General features: G+C 61.5%; 14 protein-coding genes. 12 read left to right on the top strand and 2 right to left on the bottom strand.

The window, feature by feature from the left end; translation table 11 throughout:
• The first annotated feature begins 25 nt into the window (after positions 1-25).
• The 9 genes from tsaE to CRO18_RS10215 all read left to right on the top strand — a co-directional run bounded on the left by tsaE (position 26) and on the right by CRO18_RS10215 (position 11962).
• On the top strand, positions 26-493 hold the full coding sequence (tsaE, locus tag CRO18_RS10255) for a tRNA (adenosine(37)-N6)-threonylcarbamoyltransferase complex ATPase subunit type 1 TsaE (protein WP_097082050.1): 468 nt from the start codon (positions 26-28) through the stop codon (positions 491-493).
• Entirely contained in the window at positions 493-1491 is a 999-nt protein-coding gene (locus CRO18_RS10250; RefSeq protein ID WP_097082049.1) for an aminoglycoside phosphotransferase family protein, read from the top strand. The genes tsaE and CRO18_RS10250 overlap by 1 nt, the downstream gene beginning before the upstream one ends.
• Positions 1467-2156, top strand: a complete 690-nt coding sequence (locus CRO18_RS10245; protein ID WP_097082048.1) for a nucleotidyltransferase family protein — start codon at positions 1467-1469, stop codon at positions 2154-2156. Before CRO18_RS10250 ends, CRO18_RS10245 begins: the two co-directional genes overlap by 25 nt.
• Complete coding sequence (locus tag CRO18_RS10240) at positions 2146-5085, top strand: PD-(D/E)XK nuclease family protein (protein ID WP_097082047.1); 2940 nt, start codon at positions 2146-2148, stop codon at positions 5083-5085. Before CRO18_RS10245 ends, CRO18_RS10240 begins: the two co-directional genes overlap by 11 nt.
• Positions 5082-8453, top strand: coding sequence for a double-strand break repair helicase AddA (gene addA / locus CRO18_RS10235; RefSeq protein ID WP_097082046.1), 3372 nt, complete (start codon positions 5082-5084; stop codon positions 8451-8453). Before CRO18_RS10240 ends, addA begins: the two co-directional genes overlap by 4 nt.
• A gap of 55 nt (positions 8454-8508) precedes the next feature.
• On the top strand, positions 8509-8829 hold the full coding sequence (gene trxA / locus CRO18_RS10230; protein ID WP_076484345.1) for a thioredoxin: 321 nt from the start codon (positions 8509-8511) through the stop codon (positions 8827-8829).
• A gap of 118 nt (positions 8830-8947) precedes the next feature.
• Positions 8948-9505: an ATP-dependent protease subunit HslV gene (gene hslV / locus CRO18_RS10225; protein ID WP_097082045.1), complete on the top strand. Its 558-nt coding sequence runs from the start codon at positions 8948-8950 to the stop codon at positions 9503-9505.
• Positions 9502-10806 carry an ATP-dependent protease ATPase subunit HslU gene (gene hslU, locus CRO18_RS10220; RefSeq protein ID WP_097082044.1) on the top strand — a complete coding sequence of 435 codons (1305 nt, stop codon included), beginning with the start codon at positions 9502-9504 and terminating at the stop codon, positions 10804-10806. The genes hslV and hslU overlap by 4 nt, the downstream gene beginning before the upstream one ends.
• A gap of 61 nt (positions 10807-10867) precedes the next feature.
• A complete protein-coding gene (locus CRO18_RS10215; RefSeq protein WP_097082043.1) occupies positions 10868-11962 on the top strand; it encodes an alpha/beta hydrolase in 1095 nt (364 codons plus the stop codon).
• Here CRO18_RS10215 and CRO18_RS10210 read toward each other — a convergent pair.
• Together CRO18_RS10210 and CRO18_RS10205 are read right to left on the bottom strand one after the other, a co-directional pair.
• Positions 11959-12561, bottom strand: a complete 603-nt coding sequence (locus CRO18_RS10210) for a Smr/MutS family protein (RefSeq protein ID WP_076484349.1) — start codon at positions 12559-12561, stop codon at positions 11959-11961. The two genes, CRO18_RS10215 and CRO18_RS10210, sit on opposite strands and share 4 nt — an antisense overlap.
• 44 nt (positions 12562-12605) lie before the next feature.
• Positions 12606-13265: a Tim44/TimA family putative adaptor protein gene (locus CRO18_RS10205; RefSeq protein ID WP_097082042.1), complete on the bottom strand. Its 660-nt coding sequence runs from the start codon at positions 13263-13265 to the stop codon at positions 12606-12608.
• A 123-nt stretch (positions 13266-13388) separates the two neighbouring features.
• On the opposite strand from CRO18_RS10205, the gene CRO18_RS10200 reads away from it, so the two are divergent.
• From CRO18_RS10200 to CRO18_RS10190, 3 genes are all read left to right on the top strand, one after another.
• Positions 13389-13844 carry an FxsA family protein gene (locus tag CRO18_RS10200; RefSeq protein ID WP_249276038.1) on the top strand — a complete coding sequence of 152 codons (456 nt, stop codon included), beginning with the start codon at positions 13389-13391 and terminating at the stop codon, positions 13842-13844.
• A gap of 49 nt (positions 13845-13893) precedes the next feature.
• Positions 13894-14388: a protein-export chaperone SecB gene (gene secB, locus CRO18_RS10195; protein WP_076484352.1), complete on the top strand. Its 495-nt coding sequence runs from the start codon at positions 13894-13896 to the stop codon at positions 14386-14388.
• Positions 14389-14532: 144 nt separating this feature from the next.
• Positions 14533-15063, top strand: coding sequence for an isopentenyl-diphosphate delta-isomerase (locus tag CRO18_RS10190; protein WP_076484530.1), 531 nt, complete (start codon positions 14533-14535; stop codon positions 15061-15063).
• The last annotated feature ends 62 nt before the right edge of the window (positions 15064-15125 follow it).

The following is a 15125-nucleotide window of genomic DNA, read 5'->3' as shown; positions in this document are numbered from 1 at the left end:
CAAGCGGTGCCGCTAGAGTGCGCGCATGTCCGCACAACCCAAAGTCCGCACCCTTAATCTGCCTGATGCCGACGCCACTGAACAGCTTGGCGTGCAGTTTGCCGCGCTGGTGCAGCCGGGCGATGTGCTGCTGCTCGACGGCCCAATTGGCGCGGGCAAGACCCATTTCGCCCGCAGCCTGATCCGCGCTTTTCTGGGGCGGATGGAAGATGTGCCCTCGCCGACCTTCACCTTGGTGCAAACCTATGGCGAGGCGCCCGAGATTTGGCATGCCGATCTTTACCGCCTTACCCACCCGGATGAGGTGATTGAGCTGGGGTTGGATGAGGCGTTTGAAACCGCCATTTGCCTCATCGAATGGCCCGAGCGTTTGGGCAGTTTTCAGCCTGAAAAGGCTCTAACCTTGCGGTTTTCGCTTACCGATGGTGGTGCCGCGCGCCAAGTCGCTTTTCATTGCGGTGCCGAATGGGCCAAGCGGCTTGAGGGGCTGTGATGGCGCAAGAGGATGAGATCAGCGCATTTCTGGCCCGCTCGGGTTGGGGGGCGACCGCGCGCGCAGCACTTGCGGGCGATGCGTCCGCACGCCGCTATGAACGGCTGACGCATGGGGCCGAAACTGCGGTGCTGATGATCGCCCCGCCCGGTGATGAATTCGCCCGCTTTTGCCGCATTGATGCATGGCTTTTAGAGCAAGGCTTTTCCGCCCCGCGCATTCTGGCCGCCGATCCTGATCTGGGCCTGATGCTGCTCGAAGATTTCGGCGATGATCTTTTGGCGCGGTTGCTTGCGCGCCACCCGGAACGGGAAGCGGGCTATTACGCCGCGATCACCGATTTTCTTCTGGACCTGCATCGCCGCCCCGCACCCACCTTTTTGCCTGCGCTTGATGGCCCCGGCCTTGGCGATTTGGTTGCGATCTTGCCCGAATGGTATCCGCTGCGCGACAGTTGGGCGGCGCAGGACATCGCACCACTCATCACTCAGTTTTATGCCGAAATAGAGCCTGTTTTGCCTGTGCTTTCCTTGCGGGATTTCCACGCGGAAAACGTGATTTGGCTGCCAAAGCGCATGGGTGCAGCCCAACTTGGCCTTTTGGATTTTCAAGACGCGGTGGCGACCCATCCGGCCTATGATCTGGTTTCCGCCTTGCAAGATGCCCGCCGCGATGTTCCCGCCGCGATTGAGGCCACCGAGGTTGCTCGCTATGCCGCCGCGCGCGGGTTTGATGGGAACCGTTTCCGCCAAAGCTATGCGCTTTTGGGCGCGCAGCGCGCCTTGCGGATTTTGGGGATTTTTGCGCGGCTTTGTTTGGTGGCGGGCAAGCCCGGTTATCTGCCGTTGATGCCGCGGGTTTGGGCCAACCTTCAGCGCAACCTCGCACATGAGGCGCTTGCCCCCCTGAGCCAAGTTGTGGAGGCCGCGCTTTTCCCCCCAGACGCCGCCTTGATCGAAAGGATGACCCGCGCATGCCGAACGCCCCCGACGCGCTGATGCTTTTTGCCGCCGGGCTTGGCACCCGGATGAAGACGCTCACCGCAAACCGGCCCAAGCCGTTGATCGCGGTGGCGGGCAAGCCGCTCATCGACCATGCGCTGGATCTGGTCTGGGGTGCCAAAATCGGCACCGTGGTCGCCAACACCCATTACCTTGGGGATCAGGTGCAAGCGCATCTGGCGGGCACGGGGGTGCAAATTTCCGATGAAAGCGGCAAGGTCTTGGAAACCGGCGGCGGCCTGCGCAAAGCGTTGCCGCTTTTGGGGTCGGGGCCGGTTTATACGCTCAACACCGACGCGGCGTGGACTGGGCCAAATGTGCTCACCACCTTGCGCGACGCATGGGATGGCGCGCGTATGAAGGTTCTCTTCGCTCTTGTGCCGACCGAGGCCGCGCTTGGCTATGCGGGCGCGGGCGATTTTTCTCTTGATGAGGAAGGCCGCGTCACGCGCGGCAAGGGTTACGTTTACACTGGCGCGCAAATCCTCAATCCTGCTGGAATAGAGACGATTTTGGAGCCCGTTTTCTCGCTTAACCTTCTTTGGGATCGCTTCATTGCCGAGGGCCGCGCCTATGGGGTGGTGCATCAAGGTGGCTGGTGCGATGTGGGCCGCCCCGACTGCATTGCACTTGCCGAAGGGATGCTGAGCGATGCCGGTTGAACTGCCCAAAGTCTTCGCCTTGCCTTGTGGGGTCGATTTCGCCCGCGAATTGGTGCGCGGTCTGGTGGACCGTTTGGGCGACGCCCCGCCCGAGGAAATGGCGCAAACGCTGTTGTTTTTGAACTCGGGCCGGATGCAGCGCAGGGTGCGGGAGGAATTTGACAGGCTCGGCACCCGGTTTCTGCCGCGCCTGCATTTGGTCACCGATCTGTCGCGCTTTCCGGTGCCGGGCCTGCCGCCTGCCGCGCCGCCCCTGCGCCGCAAACTGGAACTCGCGCGCTTGGTGGACCAGCTCGCCCGGGGTCTGCCCGCGTTTGAAACCGGCAGTGGTATTTTTACCCTGACCGATAGCCTTGCCGCCTTGATGGATGAAATGCACAGCGAGGGGGTCGCGCCGGAGGCGTTGGAGCGCCTTGATATTCGCGACAGCCATGCCGAGCATTGGCGCCAAAGCCTGCAGTTCATTCGCATCGTCAGCCAGTTTTTTGCCGCCGACAGCGACCCGCACCCGGAAATGCGCCAGCGCCGTGTAATTGAGCATTTGGCACACTCTTGGGCCGAGATGCCGAACCCGCCGCGGGTGATTGTCGCAGGCTCCACCGGCTCGCGCGGGGCAACGCGGCTTTTGATGCAGGCCGTCGCCACCTTGCCCGAAGGCGCGCTGGTGCTGCCCGGCTATGATTTTGATATGCCGAAAATGGCTTGGAACAGTCTCTATTCTGGCCCATTCCCGATTGAGGATCATCCGCAGTTTCGTTTCCGCGCCTTGCTTGATGCTTTGTCCATGAGCACCGATCAGGTCCAACCTTGGACAACGGCCACGCCGCCTGCGCCCGCGCGCAATGCGCTTGTTTCGCTTGCCCTTCGCCCCTCTCCGGTCACCGATCAATGGATGCAAGAGGGGCAGGGGCTTTCCGATCTGCCAAAGGCTTGCCAAGACATCACGCTGATCGAGGCCGCCGATCCTCGGCAAGAGGCACTGTCTTTGGCGCTGGTGCTGCGCGATGCGGTAGAGCGGGGGCAAAGCGCAGCGCTGATCACGCCCGACCGGATGCTGACTCGCCGCGTCACCGCAGCACTCGACCGTTGGGGGATTGTGCCTGATGATTCAGCCGGGCTTCCGCTGGCGCTGTCTGCGCCGGGGCGGTTGATCCGGCATTTGGCGCGGTTGCCCTGTGCGCCGCTCACGTTGGATGCGCTTTTGGTCGTGCTCAAACACCCGCTGGTGGCGACCGGGGGCGCGGGCCGCGGCGACCATCTGCGCTTTACCCGTGACTTGGAGTTGAAGCTGCGCCGCGATGGCCCGGCCTTTCCAACCCCGCAAGCCATCCAGAATTGGGCTGGGGCTGTGGGCGGCGATTGTGCGCTTTGGGGCGAGTGGCTTGCTGGGGTTTTGGCGCAAATTGCGCCGCCAACCAAGCAGCCCGTTTCAGCTTGGTTAGAGACACATTTGGCGCTGCTCAGCGGTTTTGCCGCCGGCCCCGCTGGCACGGTCGAAGCGAGCGAATTGTGGCAGGCCGAGGCTGGCCGGGCGGCGTGGCGTGTGGTTGCTGAACTGCGCGGCGCGGCGGAAGAGGCGCTTGAGGTCAGCGCCGGAAACTACGCCGATCTGATCGACTCGCTGCTTGATAAAGGCCAAGTGCGCAACCCGCTTGCCGCGCATCCCAAGGTGATTTTCCTAGGTACGCTAGAGGCGCGGGTGCATGGCGCTGACCTTGCCATTTTGGCGGGGCTGAATGAAAAAAGCTGGCCCGAGGCTCCTGCGCCGGACCCGTGGCTGAGCCGCCAAATGCGGCTTGAAGCGGGTCTATTGGTGCCCGAACGGCAAATTGGTCTTTCCGCACATGACTTTCAGCAAGCGATTGGCGCGCCGAAAGTGGTGCTGAGCCGCGCGCGCCGCGATGCGGAGGCAGAAACTGTGCCCTCGCGCTGGCTCAATCGGCTTTTGAACTTGATGGAAGGTCTGCCCCATGCGCAGGGCCCCGAGGCGCTGAAAGCGATGCGCGCGCGGGGCGGCAAATGGATGGCGATGGCGCAGGTTCTTGAAGCGCCCACCGCGACCGTGCCCCCGGCCCCGCGCCCCGCCCCGCGCCCGCCTGAGGATGCGCGGCCAAGGCAGCTTTCAGTCACCGCAGTCAAAACGCTGATCCGCGACCCTTATGCGATTTACGCCCGCAATGTTCTGCGGCTCAACCCGCTTGATCCGCTGACGCCGGAGCCAGACCCGCGCCTGCGCGGCGAGGCGCTGCATTTGGTGGTGGAGCGATTTGTCGATGCCTTTGACCCGCAAATGACAGCCGAAGACGCGCAAGCGCTTTTGATGCAGATCGCCGAAGACGCGCTGACAGAGATGATCTCTTGGCCCTCTGCGCAACGGTTGTGGCTGGCGCGGATTTCGCGGATCGCCCCCAATTTGGTGGCGCAGGAATTTGGTCGCCGGGCCGAGGGCAGCCCCGCGTTGATTGAAACCAAAGGCGGCGTTGATCTGTCAAAACTGAACTTCCGCCTGACCGCCAAGCCCGACCGGATTGACGTGCTGCAAGATGGCAGTGCGGTGGTCTACGATTATAAATCCGGCACCGTGCCGAGTGATGCTCAGGTGGCTTTGTTTGACAAACAGCTTCCGCTCGAAGCGGCAATGATCACGCGGGGCGCTTTTTCTGAGCTTGGCCCGCGCCCGGTTGCGGCGATGCGCTACATTCGGCTCGGCGGCACGGGGGAGTGTCGCACGCTGAAGCTCGCGCCCGAAGATGTTGAAGAAACTTGGGCCAAGTTGGAGGCGCTCTTGGCGCGCTATCTGCGCCGCGATCAGGGCTTTGTGCCGCGCCGCGCGCTCGAGACCACGCGCGAGCGCAGCGATTATGACCAGATCTCGCGCTTCGGCGAATGGGATATCACCGATCTTTCGGTGCCGGAGGATGTGGGATGAGCCAGCGCAACGAGGCGACAGAGCGGCAGGTGCGCGCCGCTGACCCCGGCAGCTCTACGTGGCTTTCGGCCAATGCCGGTTCTGGCAAAACCCGGGTGCTGACAGACCGCGTCGCCCGGCTACTTTTTGCAGGAACAGAGCCGCAAAAGGTGCTGTGCCTGACCTATACCAAGGCGGCGGCGGCCGAGATGCAAAACCGTCTGCTCAAGCGCCTTGGCGGTTGGGCGATGCTGGATGACGCGCGCCTGCGTGCCGAACTTCAGGTGCTGGGTGTGGAAGGCGCGCTGGATGCCGAAAGCCTTGCACGCGCGCGGCGGCTTTTTGCCCAAGCGATCGAGGCGCCGGGCGGGTTGAAGATCCAAACCATCCACGCCTTTTGTGGCGCGCTTTTGCGCCGCTTTCCGCTAGAAGCCGGTGTTTCGCATGGGTTTGCCGAGCTTGATGACCGCTCTGGCGAGCGGATGCGCGAAGAGGTGCTGGAGGAACTCGCCACCAGCCCTGACCGCGCGGTATTTGACGCCTTTTTGCGCGCCTTTAGCGGCGCGAGTTTGGGCAGCATAATTTCCGAAATCAGCCAGAACAGAGACGCTTTTACCGGTGCATTAGATGAAGCCGCCTTGCGGCAAGCGCTTCAAATCCCCGCAGGCCTGACGCTGCAAACCCTGCCCGCGCGGGTGTTTGATACGGGCACGCCAGCGCTGATTTCTGAGGTGATGGCCGCCGCAAAGACCGACAAGGGCAAGACGATGCAAAAGCTCGTCGCGGGGCTTGCGGCGATTGATTTTGCCGACCCGGGGCTACCGGAATTGGAGGCTTTGGCCGATCTGGTTCTGGTGAAAGAGGGCACGCATGTCCGCAAAGGCCTTTTGACCAAAGGGGCTACGGCAGCGGCGGGCGACGCGCTGGCCGAGGCGTTTTTGGATTTGGCAGAGCAAGTGCTGGAAGCGCGCCAGCAAGCCATTGCCCTGCAAGCGCTTGAGCGGACCCAAGTGTTGCACCGCTTTGCCAAAGTGCTGCTGCCCCGCTTGGCTGCGAAAAAGGCGCAAGGCGGCTGGCTGGATTTCGATGATTTGATCGAACGCGCGGGCGCATTGCTTGAAAACCCCGCCACCGCGCAATGGGTTTTGTTCAAGCTCGATGGCGGGATCGACCATATTTTGGTGGATGAAGCGCAAGATACCTCCCCCGGGCAATGGCGGGTGATTGAACGCTTGGCCGATGAGTTTACCGCCGGCGAAGGCGCGCGCAGCGAGGCGCGCACGATCTTTGTGGTGGGGGATCGCAAGCAGTCGATCTATTCCTTCCAAGGTGCGGATTTGGAGCATTTTGAGGCGGTAAAGACCCGCTTTTCAGAAAAATTCCAAGCGGTGCAGCGCCCCTTGCAAGATGCGGCTTTGCTGCATTCTTTCCGCTCGTCGCTGGCGATTTTGCGGCTGGTGGACCTGACCTTCCAAGGCCCGGCATCTGAGGGTGTGGGCGGTGTCCCAGAGCATTTGGCCTTTCACGAAGACCTCCCCGGCCGGGTGGACCTTTGGCCCGTGGTGCCCAAGCCCGAAAAGGTCGAGCCCAGCGATTGGGAAGACCCGGTGGACCTGCCCGGCGCGGAAACTGCGCCTGTTGTGCTGGCGCGCGCGGTGGCGGCGGAAATTGCGGCAATGATCGCGGCAGGTGTGCAAATCCCCGATAAAGATGGGCCCCGCCCGGTGCATGCGGGGGATTTTTTGGTGCTGGTTCAGGGGCGGCAGGGGTTGTTCTTTGAGATTATCCGCGCCTGCAAAGCCCGCGGGATCGAGGTGGCGGGGGCCGACCGGTTGCGCCTTGGCGGCGAATTGGCGGTGAAGGATATCCTCTCTGTTTTGGCGTTTTTGGCCACGCCAGAGGATGATTTGGCGCTGGCGGGCGCGCTGCGCTCGCCGCTTTTTGGTTTGGGGGAAGATGCGCTCTTCCGGCTCGCGCATGGCCGCAAAGGGTTTTTGTGGCAGGCGCTACGCGAAAGCACGCAAGAAGACGTTTTGGCCGTGTTGCATGACCTACGCGATCAGGCAGATTTCTTGCGCCCGCATGATTTGATTGAGCGGCTGCTTATTCGCCATGATGGGCGGCGTAAATTGCTCGCCCGGCTTGGGTCTGAGGCGGAAGAGGGGATTGATGCGCTTATTGCGCAGGCCTTGGCCTATGAGCGCAGCGAAGTGCCGAGCCTGACGGGCTTTTTGGCTTGGCTTGGCGCGGAAGAGGTGGACATCAAGCGCCAGCTTGAGGGGGCCGGCAGCGCGCTTCGGGTGATGACGGTGCATGGCTCCAAGGGGCTGGAAGCGCCGATCGTGATTTTGCCCGATACCGCGCCGCGCAAAGCCTCCAATCGCGGGGAGATTTTGCGCGCGGAGGATGGTACGGCGCTTTGGAAGGGCAGTTTTAAACCCCAGCCTTACGCCTTGGCCGAGGCGCAAGAAGCCAAAGCCGCGCGCGAGCGGCAAGAGCGGTTGCGGCTGTTATATGTGGCGATGACCCGGGCCGAGAAATGGCTGATCATCGCGCAGGCGGGCGATGAGGATGAGAGCGGCGAAAGCTGGTATGCGCTGATGGAAGCGGGGATGAATTCTGCCGGAACAGAGACTGTTTCGGCGCTTTCACCCGAGGTGCAGGCTTTGGGCGAAATTCGCCGTTTCGCGCATGGGGAGTGGCCCGCAAACGGCACGCCCGCGCAAAAGGCGGCGGCGCAAACCGTGGCTTTGCCCGCATGGGCGGGCGAACGTGTGAGCGCACCGGAGGCGGCAGAGCGGCCGCTCTCTGCCTCTGACCTTGGGGGGGGCAAGGCGCTGCCCGGCGAAGGGGCGCTGCTTTCGCAAGAAGACGCTTTGCGGCGCGGGCGGCAATTGCACTTGCTTTTGGAACACCTGCCGCAATGGCCTGAAGAGCGCTGGGATGAGATTGCCCAAGATCTTTTGGCCTTTGGCGAAGATTTCGCCGATCATGCCGAAACAGAGACGCTTTTGTGCGAGGCCCGCAAGGTTTTGAAAGCGGTGGAAGCGGCGGGGTTCCTTGCGGGCACGTCACTGGCCGAAGTGGAACTCACCGCCGATTTGCCCGAACTGGGGGGGCCAAAACTCCACGGCATTGTGGACCGGTTGCAGATATTGCCCGACCGGGTTCGGGTGTTGGATTACAAATCCAATGCCGTGGTGCCCCAAGCCGTTGATCAGGTGCCTTTGGGGTTGGTGCGCCAAATGGCGGCCTATCGCGGTGCGTTGCGCCAAATCTACCCCGGTCGCGCGGTGGAGTGCCTTTTGCTGTGGACGACGACGGGCGAGATTATGCCGCTTTCGGATACACAAATCGATGATGCGTTAGCGCTGCCCGCAAGTTCTTGACGGAACAGCGGCAGAACCCTACCTTCCGCGCAACCGCAAATGCAGGAGATGCCCCATGGCTACCGTCGCCGTTACCGACGCCACCTTTGACGCTGAAGTGCGCCAATCCGACATTCCCGTGATCGTCGATTTTTGGGCCGAATGGTGTGGCCCCTGCCGCCAAATCGGCCCCTCGCTGGAAGAGCTTTCGGCGGAAATGGATGGCAAGGTGAAGATCGTCAAAGTGAACGTCGACGAAAACCCCGACAGCCCGGCGCAACTGGGTGTGCGCGGCATTCCGGCGCTCTTTATGTTCAAAGACGGTCAGGTTGTGTCCAACAAAATCGGTGCGGCCCCGAAAGCGGCGCTGAAATCTTGGATCGAATCCGAACTCTGATCGGATCACATTCGCTTCACGGGGGCGCCTTCGGGCGCCCTTTTGCTTTGGCGCTGGGCAATCGGTCACCTTGTAAGGCGCGCCATTGGCCCACATATCGGCGCAAACGGAGGATCTTATGACCGACGAAAAATTTCCCGGCTGGCATGGCACGACGATCATCGGCGTGCGCAAAGGGGGCCGCGTTGTGGTGGCGGGCGATGGGCAAGTGAGCCTTGGCCAAACCGTGATCAAGGGCACCGCGCGCAAGGTGCGCCGCCTCACCCCCGGTGGGCGCGAGGTGGTGGCAGGCTTTGCAGGCTCCACCGCAGATGCCTTCACGCTGCTGGAACGGCTTGAGAAAAAGCTCGAAGCCGCGCCGGGGCAATTGGCGCGCGCATGCGTGGAGCTGGCCAAGGATTGGCGCACCGATAAATATCTGCGCAACTTGGAGGCGATGCTAATCGTGACCGATGGCGCCGATTTGTATGTGCTGACCGGCGCGGGCGATGTGCTGGAGCCCGAACATGACATTGCCGCTATTGGTTCGGGCGGCAACTATGCACTCGCCGCCGCGCGCGCGCTTATTGACAGTGATCTCGATGCCGAAGCGATTGCCCGCAAGGCGATGGCGATTGCCGCCGAGATTTGTGTTTACACCAACGGCAACCTGACGGTGGAAAGCCTTTCCAAATGACCAATCTGACCCCCCGCGAGATCGTTTCTGAACTCGACCGTTTCATCATCGGCCAATCTGATGCCAAACGCGCTGTGGCCGTGGCTTTGCGCAACCGCTGGCGGCGTCAGCGCCTGTCTGACGATATGCGCGATGAGGTTTACCCGAAGAACATCTTGATGATCGGGCCGACTGGTGTGGGCAAAACCGAAATCTCGCGCCGTTTGGCGAAACTGGCGAAAGCGCCGTTCCTCAAGGTCGAGGCCACGAAATTCACCGAGGTGGGTTATGTGGGGCGCGATGTGGAACAGATCATCCGCGATCTGACCGATGTTGCGATGGTCGAAACCCGCGAACATATGCGCGAAGAGGTGAAGGCCAAGGCGCATAAAGCCGCCGAAGAACGCGTGATCGAGGCGCTGGCAGGCACCGATGCGCGCGAAGCCACGCGCGAAATGTTCCGCCGCAAGCTGCGCGATGGCGAGCTGGACGATAAGCAGATCGAGCTTGAAGTGGCCGAACCCGCTGGTGGCCCGCAAATGATGATGGGCGGCGCACCGGGCATGGAAATGCAGATGCAGGGCCTGCAAGATCTGTTCAAAGCCTTTGGCGGGGGCCGCAAGGTGCGCCGCAAAATGTCTGTGGCCGAAAGCTATGAAGTGCTGATCTCGGAAGAGGCCGACAAGCTTTTGGACGATGAAACCGTCAAGAACGCGGCGCTGGAGGCGGTGAGCCAATCGGGGATCGTGTTCTTGGATGAAATCGACAAGGTCGCCGCGCGGGCCGAAACCCGTGGCGCCGATGTGAGCCGCGAAGGCGTGCAGCGCGATTTGCTGCCGCTGATCGAAGGGACGACTGTGTCCACCAAGCACGGGCCGGTGAAAACCGATCATATCCTTTTCATCGCTTCGGGCGCGTTCCATATTGCCAAACCCTCGGACCTTTTGCCCGAATTGCAGGGCCGCTTGCCGATCCGGGTGGAGTTGCGCCCGCTGACCGAGGAAGATTTTGTCCGCATCCTGACCGAAACGGACAATGCGCTCACCCGCCAATATACCGCGCTGATGGGCACCGAAGAGGTGACCGTCGAATTCACCGAAGATGGCATTGCCGCGCTCGCGCGGATTGCGGCAGAGGTCAACCGCTCGGTCGAAAACATCGGTGCGCGGCGGCTTTACACGGTGATGGAGCGGGTCTTTGAAGAGCTTTCCTTCACCGCGCCAGACCGTGCGGGCGAAACCGTGACGGTGGATGCCGCTTTCGTGGAAAAACACCTTGGTGCGCTCGCACAATCGGCCGACCTGAGCCGCTACGTGCTCTGACCCTCTGGCTTAGGACGCGGGTTTTGTTATCCTGCGTCCAGCTACCGGGCCGGAGGCTTTGATGCGCCGCATTTTTCTTGCCGTTTTTATTGTGCTGCTGGGCTGTTCGCCTCGCGGGGAACTGGCTTTTATTGAGCAAGCCCCCGGCGCAGAGATGAAGGTGTTTGTCGGCTCGACCCGCGGCTTGGACCCGCAAACCGGCGCTGAATTTGGTTATGAACGCAGTGAAACCCTGCAACTCGCGCGGTTCGATGTGTCGATCCCGCCCGAGCGCGCCATAGGCGACCTGCGCTACCCACTCAAAGGGCGGCGCGTCGATCCGATGACGGATTTCGCGATTTCGAAAGCACAAACCTATCCGGCCTCAGCCGCGTTTCGCGCAGACCTGCGCCGCAGCCTGAGGCAAAGCGGCGGAGATGCGGTGGTCTTTGTGCATGGGTTCAACACCAATTTTGCCGAGGGTATCTATAGGCTGGCGCAGATGGGCGAGGATTTTGAACTGCCCGAGACCTTGGTGCATTATGCGTGGCCTTCGCGCGGGCATATGCTGGGTTATGCCTATGACCGCGATTCTGCGCTTTTTGCCCGTGATGGGTTACAGGAATTGCTGCAGCAAATGCGCCGGTCCGGGGCGCGGAAAATCTTGCTGGTCGCGCATTCGATGGGGTCGGCGCTGAGCATGGAAACGCTGCGCCAGATGGCCCTTTCGCATGATAGTGAGACGCTCGCAGCCATTTCGAGCGTGGTGCTGATTTCGCCCGATATTGACGTGGATGTGTTTCGCGAACAGGCGCGCAGCGTTGGCAAGCTGCCGCAGCCTTTCGTGATTTTCACCTCAAAACGGGATAAGGCGCTCAAACTCTCTTCGCAGATCGCGGGGGAAGCGGCGCGGTTGGGCAACCTGAAAGACGTGGCGCGGGTGGCCGATTTAAAGGTGACGTTGATTGATGTCGGTGCTTTCAACACCCGCGATGGTCATTTCAACGTGGCCAACAATCCGGCGCTGATCAAGCTGCTGCAAAACACCGGTCAGGTGGCAAAGATTTTGGAAGGCGAACAGGCAACGCGCACCAATTTGGCGAGCGGAGTGGTGATGACGGTGGAAAATGCGACCGAGATCATTCTGTCGCCGATCACCGCGCTGGGCGGCGGTTAACGCGTGCGGCGCAAATATACGTAATAAGCGCCCGAGCCGCCGTGTTTCAGATGCGCCTCGGTCACCTGCATCACCACCGTGCCCAAAGGCGGCAGGCGCAGCCATTGCGGCACCTGATGGCGCAACACGCCTTGGCGCTGCGGAATCGGCCCATCATCCAAGCCGCGCTTGCCCTTGCCGGTAATCACCAAAATAAGCCGACAATCGCGGTCGCGCGATTGCATCACAAAGCGGATCAGCGCGGGATGCGCTTGCGCCATCGTCATACCGTGTAGGTCGATCTTGGCTTCCGGCTCCAGCTTGCCGCGCGTCATGTTGCGATGCGTCTTGCGGTCCATCACCACCGGCTGGCGGTGCAGCTGTTCGGAAAGCGAGGGCGCCATATCCACCCGCCACCCCAGGTCTGGGGCAGAGGGGCCGATCTGAAAATCTTTCATCTCAAACCGGGGTTTCTTGGGCGGGTGGTGGCCGTGCTTTTCAGCCGGTTCAGGCTCTGTTTCAGCGGAAATTGGCGCGCGCTTATGCATCGAATGGGTGGTCGCGGCGACCTTTTCCCAAACCTCGCGCTCTTCTGCCGAAAGCAGACGCCGTCGTTTCATTGCCGCCTCCCGCGCGCTGGGCCACCTTGGCGGCGGCGCATCGCTTAACCGCCCGTGGCGACAAGCTGCCAGTTCGGATCGGCGCTGCCCATGGTGCGGGCAAAGGTCCAGCTATCGCGTTGCTTGCGCGGCACTTTCGGGTCGCCCTCGACCACTGTACCGGCGGCATCGCGCGCGACCGAGATCAACTCGCCGCCAAAGCGCACCGTTACCTCGGCCTCGCGGGTGTTGGTGTCAAAGCTCGCGTCAGTCAGGGTGAGTTCGCGCAGGCCCAAGAACTCGGCCTGGACCGTCAGGCCGCGGTCTTCGCGGTCTTGCACGGCGGCTTCAAACGCGTCGAACACCTCTGGTGCGAGAAATGGCCGCACGGGCTCCAGATCGCCCTTTTCAAAGGCCATCAAGATCATTTCGTAAGCCGCGCGGGAGCCTTGCAAGAAGGTGGCAACCTCAAACGAAGGCTCCACCCGCTTCATTTGTGCCAGCGCCACAGCGGCATCCGAGCCTTCGGGAACATGATCCACAATGTCGCGGTCCGGACCGCCTTCGATCACCTCGAAAGACGTGGTTTCGCGGCGGCTTGGGCGCTCTAAGGGCTCGATTTCATTCTCAAAACCCTCGCGCGTGCCGAGCACGTTCTTGAGCCGGAAAATCAAAAACAGCGCGATAGCCGCAAGGATGACAAGTTCAAGAAGGGCAGAGCTCATGGGTTTTCCGCGTGGGTGGTGGTATGGCGACCTTACGCACTTATGTAAGGGACCGGGGCATTCAAGTCCACCGATGCCCGAGACCGTCGATAGGAGAGAACAATGTGGGTGATATTGGCATTCGTGGCCTGGCCGCTCCTGGAGATTGGGCTGTTTGTTGAAATTGGCAGCCGTTTGGGGCTTTGGGGCACGATTGGTGCGGTGCTGCTGACCTTTGCGCTCGGCCTCACGGTGCTGCGCTCGCAAGGGGAGCGCGCGCAAAATTTGCGCGCTGCGATGCAAGGCATTGGCGATCCGGCGGTGCCTTTGGCGCATGAGGCGCTGATCTTGTTCGCGGGGCTTTTGCTGATCCTGCCCGGTTTCTTTACCGATGCGCTGGGGCTTTTGCTGTTGCTGCCGCCGGTGCGGGCGCTGGCGATCGCACGGTTGAAAAACAAAGTGGTGGTGCAGGGCTACAATATGCGCCAACCGCGTCGCGCCGATGAAGATGGGCCGGGCACGGTGATTGAGGGGGAATTCCTCGAAGTTGATCCGAAAAACCCGTCGTCGCGCGGGGATTCGGGTTGGACTCGCCATTGAGGCAACCCTGCCCCGGTGCTAAACAAGCGCAAACGATAGGGAGATACCCATGACCGATGCCCCGAACGGCGCCCCGCAACAACAGCTCAAAATGAGCATCCTTGCGCAATTCGTGCGTGACATGTCTTTTGAAAACGCTGTTGCGCTCAAAGGCCTGCAAAGCGCCGAAGTGCAGCCCGAGATGCAGGTGCAAGTGAGCCTCGATGCCCGCAAGCGCCCGGCCGAAAACCAGTATGAAGTGATCACCAAGTTCAAGATCACCGCCACCAACAAAGCGACCGAAACGCCGCTCTACCTGCTTGAGGTCGATTACGGCGGGATCTTCCACGTCGAAGGCGTGCCGGAAGACCAGATGCACCCGTTCCTGTTGATCGAATGCCCGCGCCAATTGTTCCCGTTTGTGCGCCGCATCGTGTCGGATGTGACCCGTGACGGCGGCTTCCCGCCCTTCAACCTTGACCCGGTTGATTTCGTGCAGCTTTACCGTGCCGAACTCGCGCGGCGCGCGGAAACTGAAAAGCCTGCCGACGCCCCGGTTTCGTGATCGCTAACGCGATCCGTTAACAAAGGGTTAACACGTTAACCGGCCCGGCGCGTCAACCTGTCTCAGGGACAAGGTGACATGCTGACAAAGAACGTCCCCGAGCGCATGCTTTGGGGACGTTTCCATTGGGTCGGAATCGAAAAAATGAGCGAGCATATTCCTGCCTGGGTCGGCGACACGCTGACTCCGGTGGATAAAACAGAAGTGCATCGCAAGGGACTCCGCCACAAAGCGGTGTCGATCTTCGTCATGGACGGGGAGCAGGTACTTATTCAGCGTCGGGCTGATCTGAAGTACCACTCCGCCGGCCTGTGGGCGAACACTTGCTGCACGCATCCCAATTGGGATGAGCGTCCCGAGGTTTGCGCTGTGCGCAGGCTGCGGGAAGAGCTGGGCATCACGGGGCTCTACCCCGCGCATGCCGACAAGCTGGAATACCGCGCCGATGTTGGGGGCGGTATGATCGAACACGAAGTGGTCGATATTTACTTAGCTTACGCCAAGCCGCAAATGCCGATTGCGCCGGATCCAGAAGAGGTGTCGGACCTCCGCTGGGTTGGGCTTTATGATCTGGCAGCAGAGGTGAATCGTCACCCCGAGCGGTTTTCGAAATGGATGATCCTTTATATGTCGAGCCATCTCGACCGGATCTTCGGCTCGATCCTGCGCAGCTAAGCGGACCGGCACGGAAATCGGTGCCGGTTGGCATCTCACGGGCGGATTTCCGCCCGTGGCAC

It is taken from the genome of Rhodobacter sp. JA431, assembly GCF_900217725.1.
Lineage (GTDB): Bacteria > Pseudomonadota > Alphaproteobacteria > Rhodobacterales > Rhodobacteraceae > Rhodobacter > Rhodobacter aestuarii.
This window is presented reverse-complemented; position numbering and strand designations above follow the sequence as displayed.

Excerpts from the sequence above, each read along its gene's own strand:
- CRO18_RS10215 (WP_097082043.1), top strand. The coding sequence starts at position 10,868 with ATGCGCCGCATTTTTCTTGCCGTTTTTATTGTGCTGCTGGGCTGTTCG.
- CRO18_RS10210 (WP_076484349.1), bottom strand. The coding sequence starts at position 12,561 with ATGAAACGACGGCGTCTGCTTTCGGCAGAAGAGCGCGAGGTTTGGGAA.
- addA (WP_097082046.1), top strand. The coding sequence starts at position 5,082 with ATGAGCCAGCGCAACGAGGCGACAGAGCGGCAGGTGCGCGCCGCTGAC.
- CRO18_RS10190 (WP_076484530.1), top strand. The coding sequence starts at position 14,533 with ATGAGCGAGCATATTCCTGCCTGGGTCGGCGACACGCTGACTCCGGTG.
- CRO18_RS10250 (WP_097082049.1), top strand. The coding sequence starts at position 493 with ATGGCGCAAGAGGATGAGATCAGCGCATTTCTGGCCCGCTCGGGTTGG.
- tsaE (WP_097082050.1), top strand. The coding sequence starts at position 26 with ATGTCCGCACAACCCAAAGTCCGCACCCTTAATCTGCCTGATGCCGAC.
- trxA (WP_076484345.1), top strand. The coding sequence starts at position 8,509 with ATGGCTACCGTCGCCGTTACCGACGCCACCTTTGACGCTGAAGTGCGC.
- CRO18_RS10205 (WP_097082042.1), bottom strand. The coding sequence starts at position 13,265 with ATGAGCTCTGCCCTTCTTGAACTTGTCATCCTTGCGGCTATCGCGCTG.
- CRO18_RS10245 (WP_097082048.1), top strand. The coding sequence starts at position 1,467 with ATGCCGAACGCCCCCGACGCGCTGATGCTTTTTGCCGCCGGGCTTGGC.
- hslU (WP_097082044.1), top strand. The coding sequence starts at position 9,502 with ATGACCAATCTGACCCCCCGCGAGATCGTTTCTGAACTCGACCGTTTC.
- CRO18_RS10240 (WP_097082047.1), top strand. The coding sequence starts at position 2,146 with ATGCCGGTTGAACTGCCCAAAGTCTTCGCCTTGCCTTGTGGGGTCGAT.
- secB (WP_076484352.1), top strand. The coding sequence starts at position 13,894 with ATGACCGATGCCCCGAACGGCGCCCCGCAACAACAGCTCAAAATGAGC.
- hslV (WP_097082045.1), top strand. The coding sequence starts at position 8,948 with ATGACCGACGAAAAATTTCCCGGCTGGCATGGCACGACGATCATCGGC.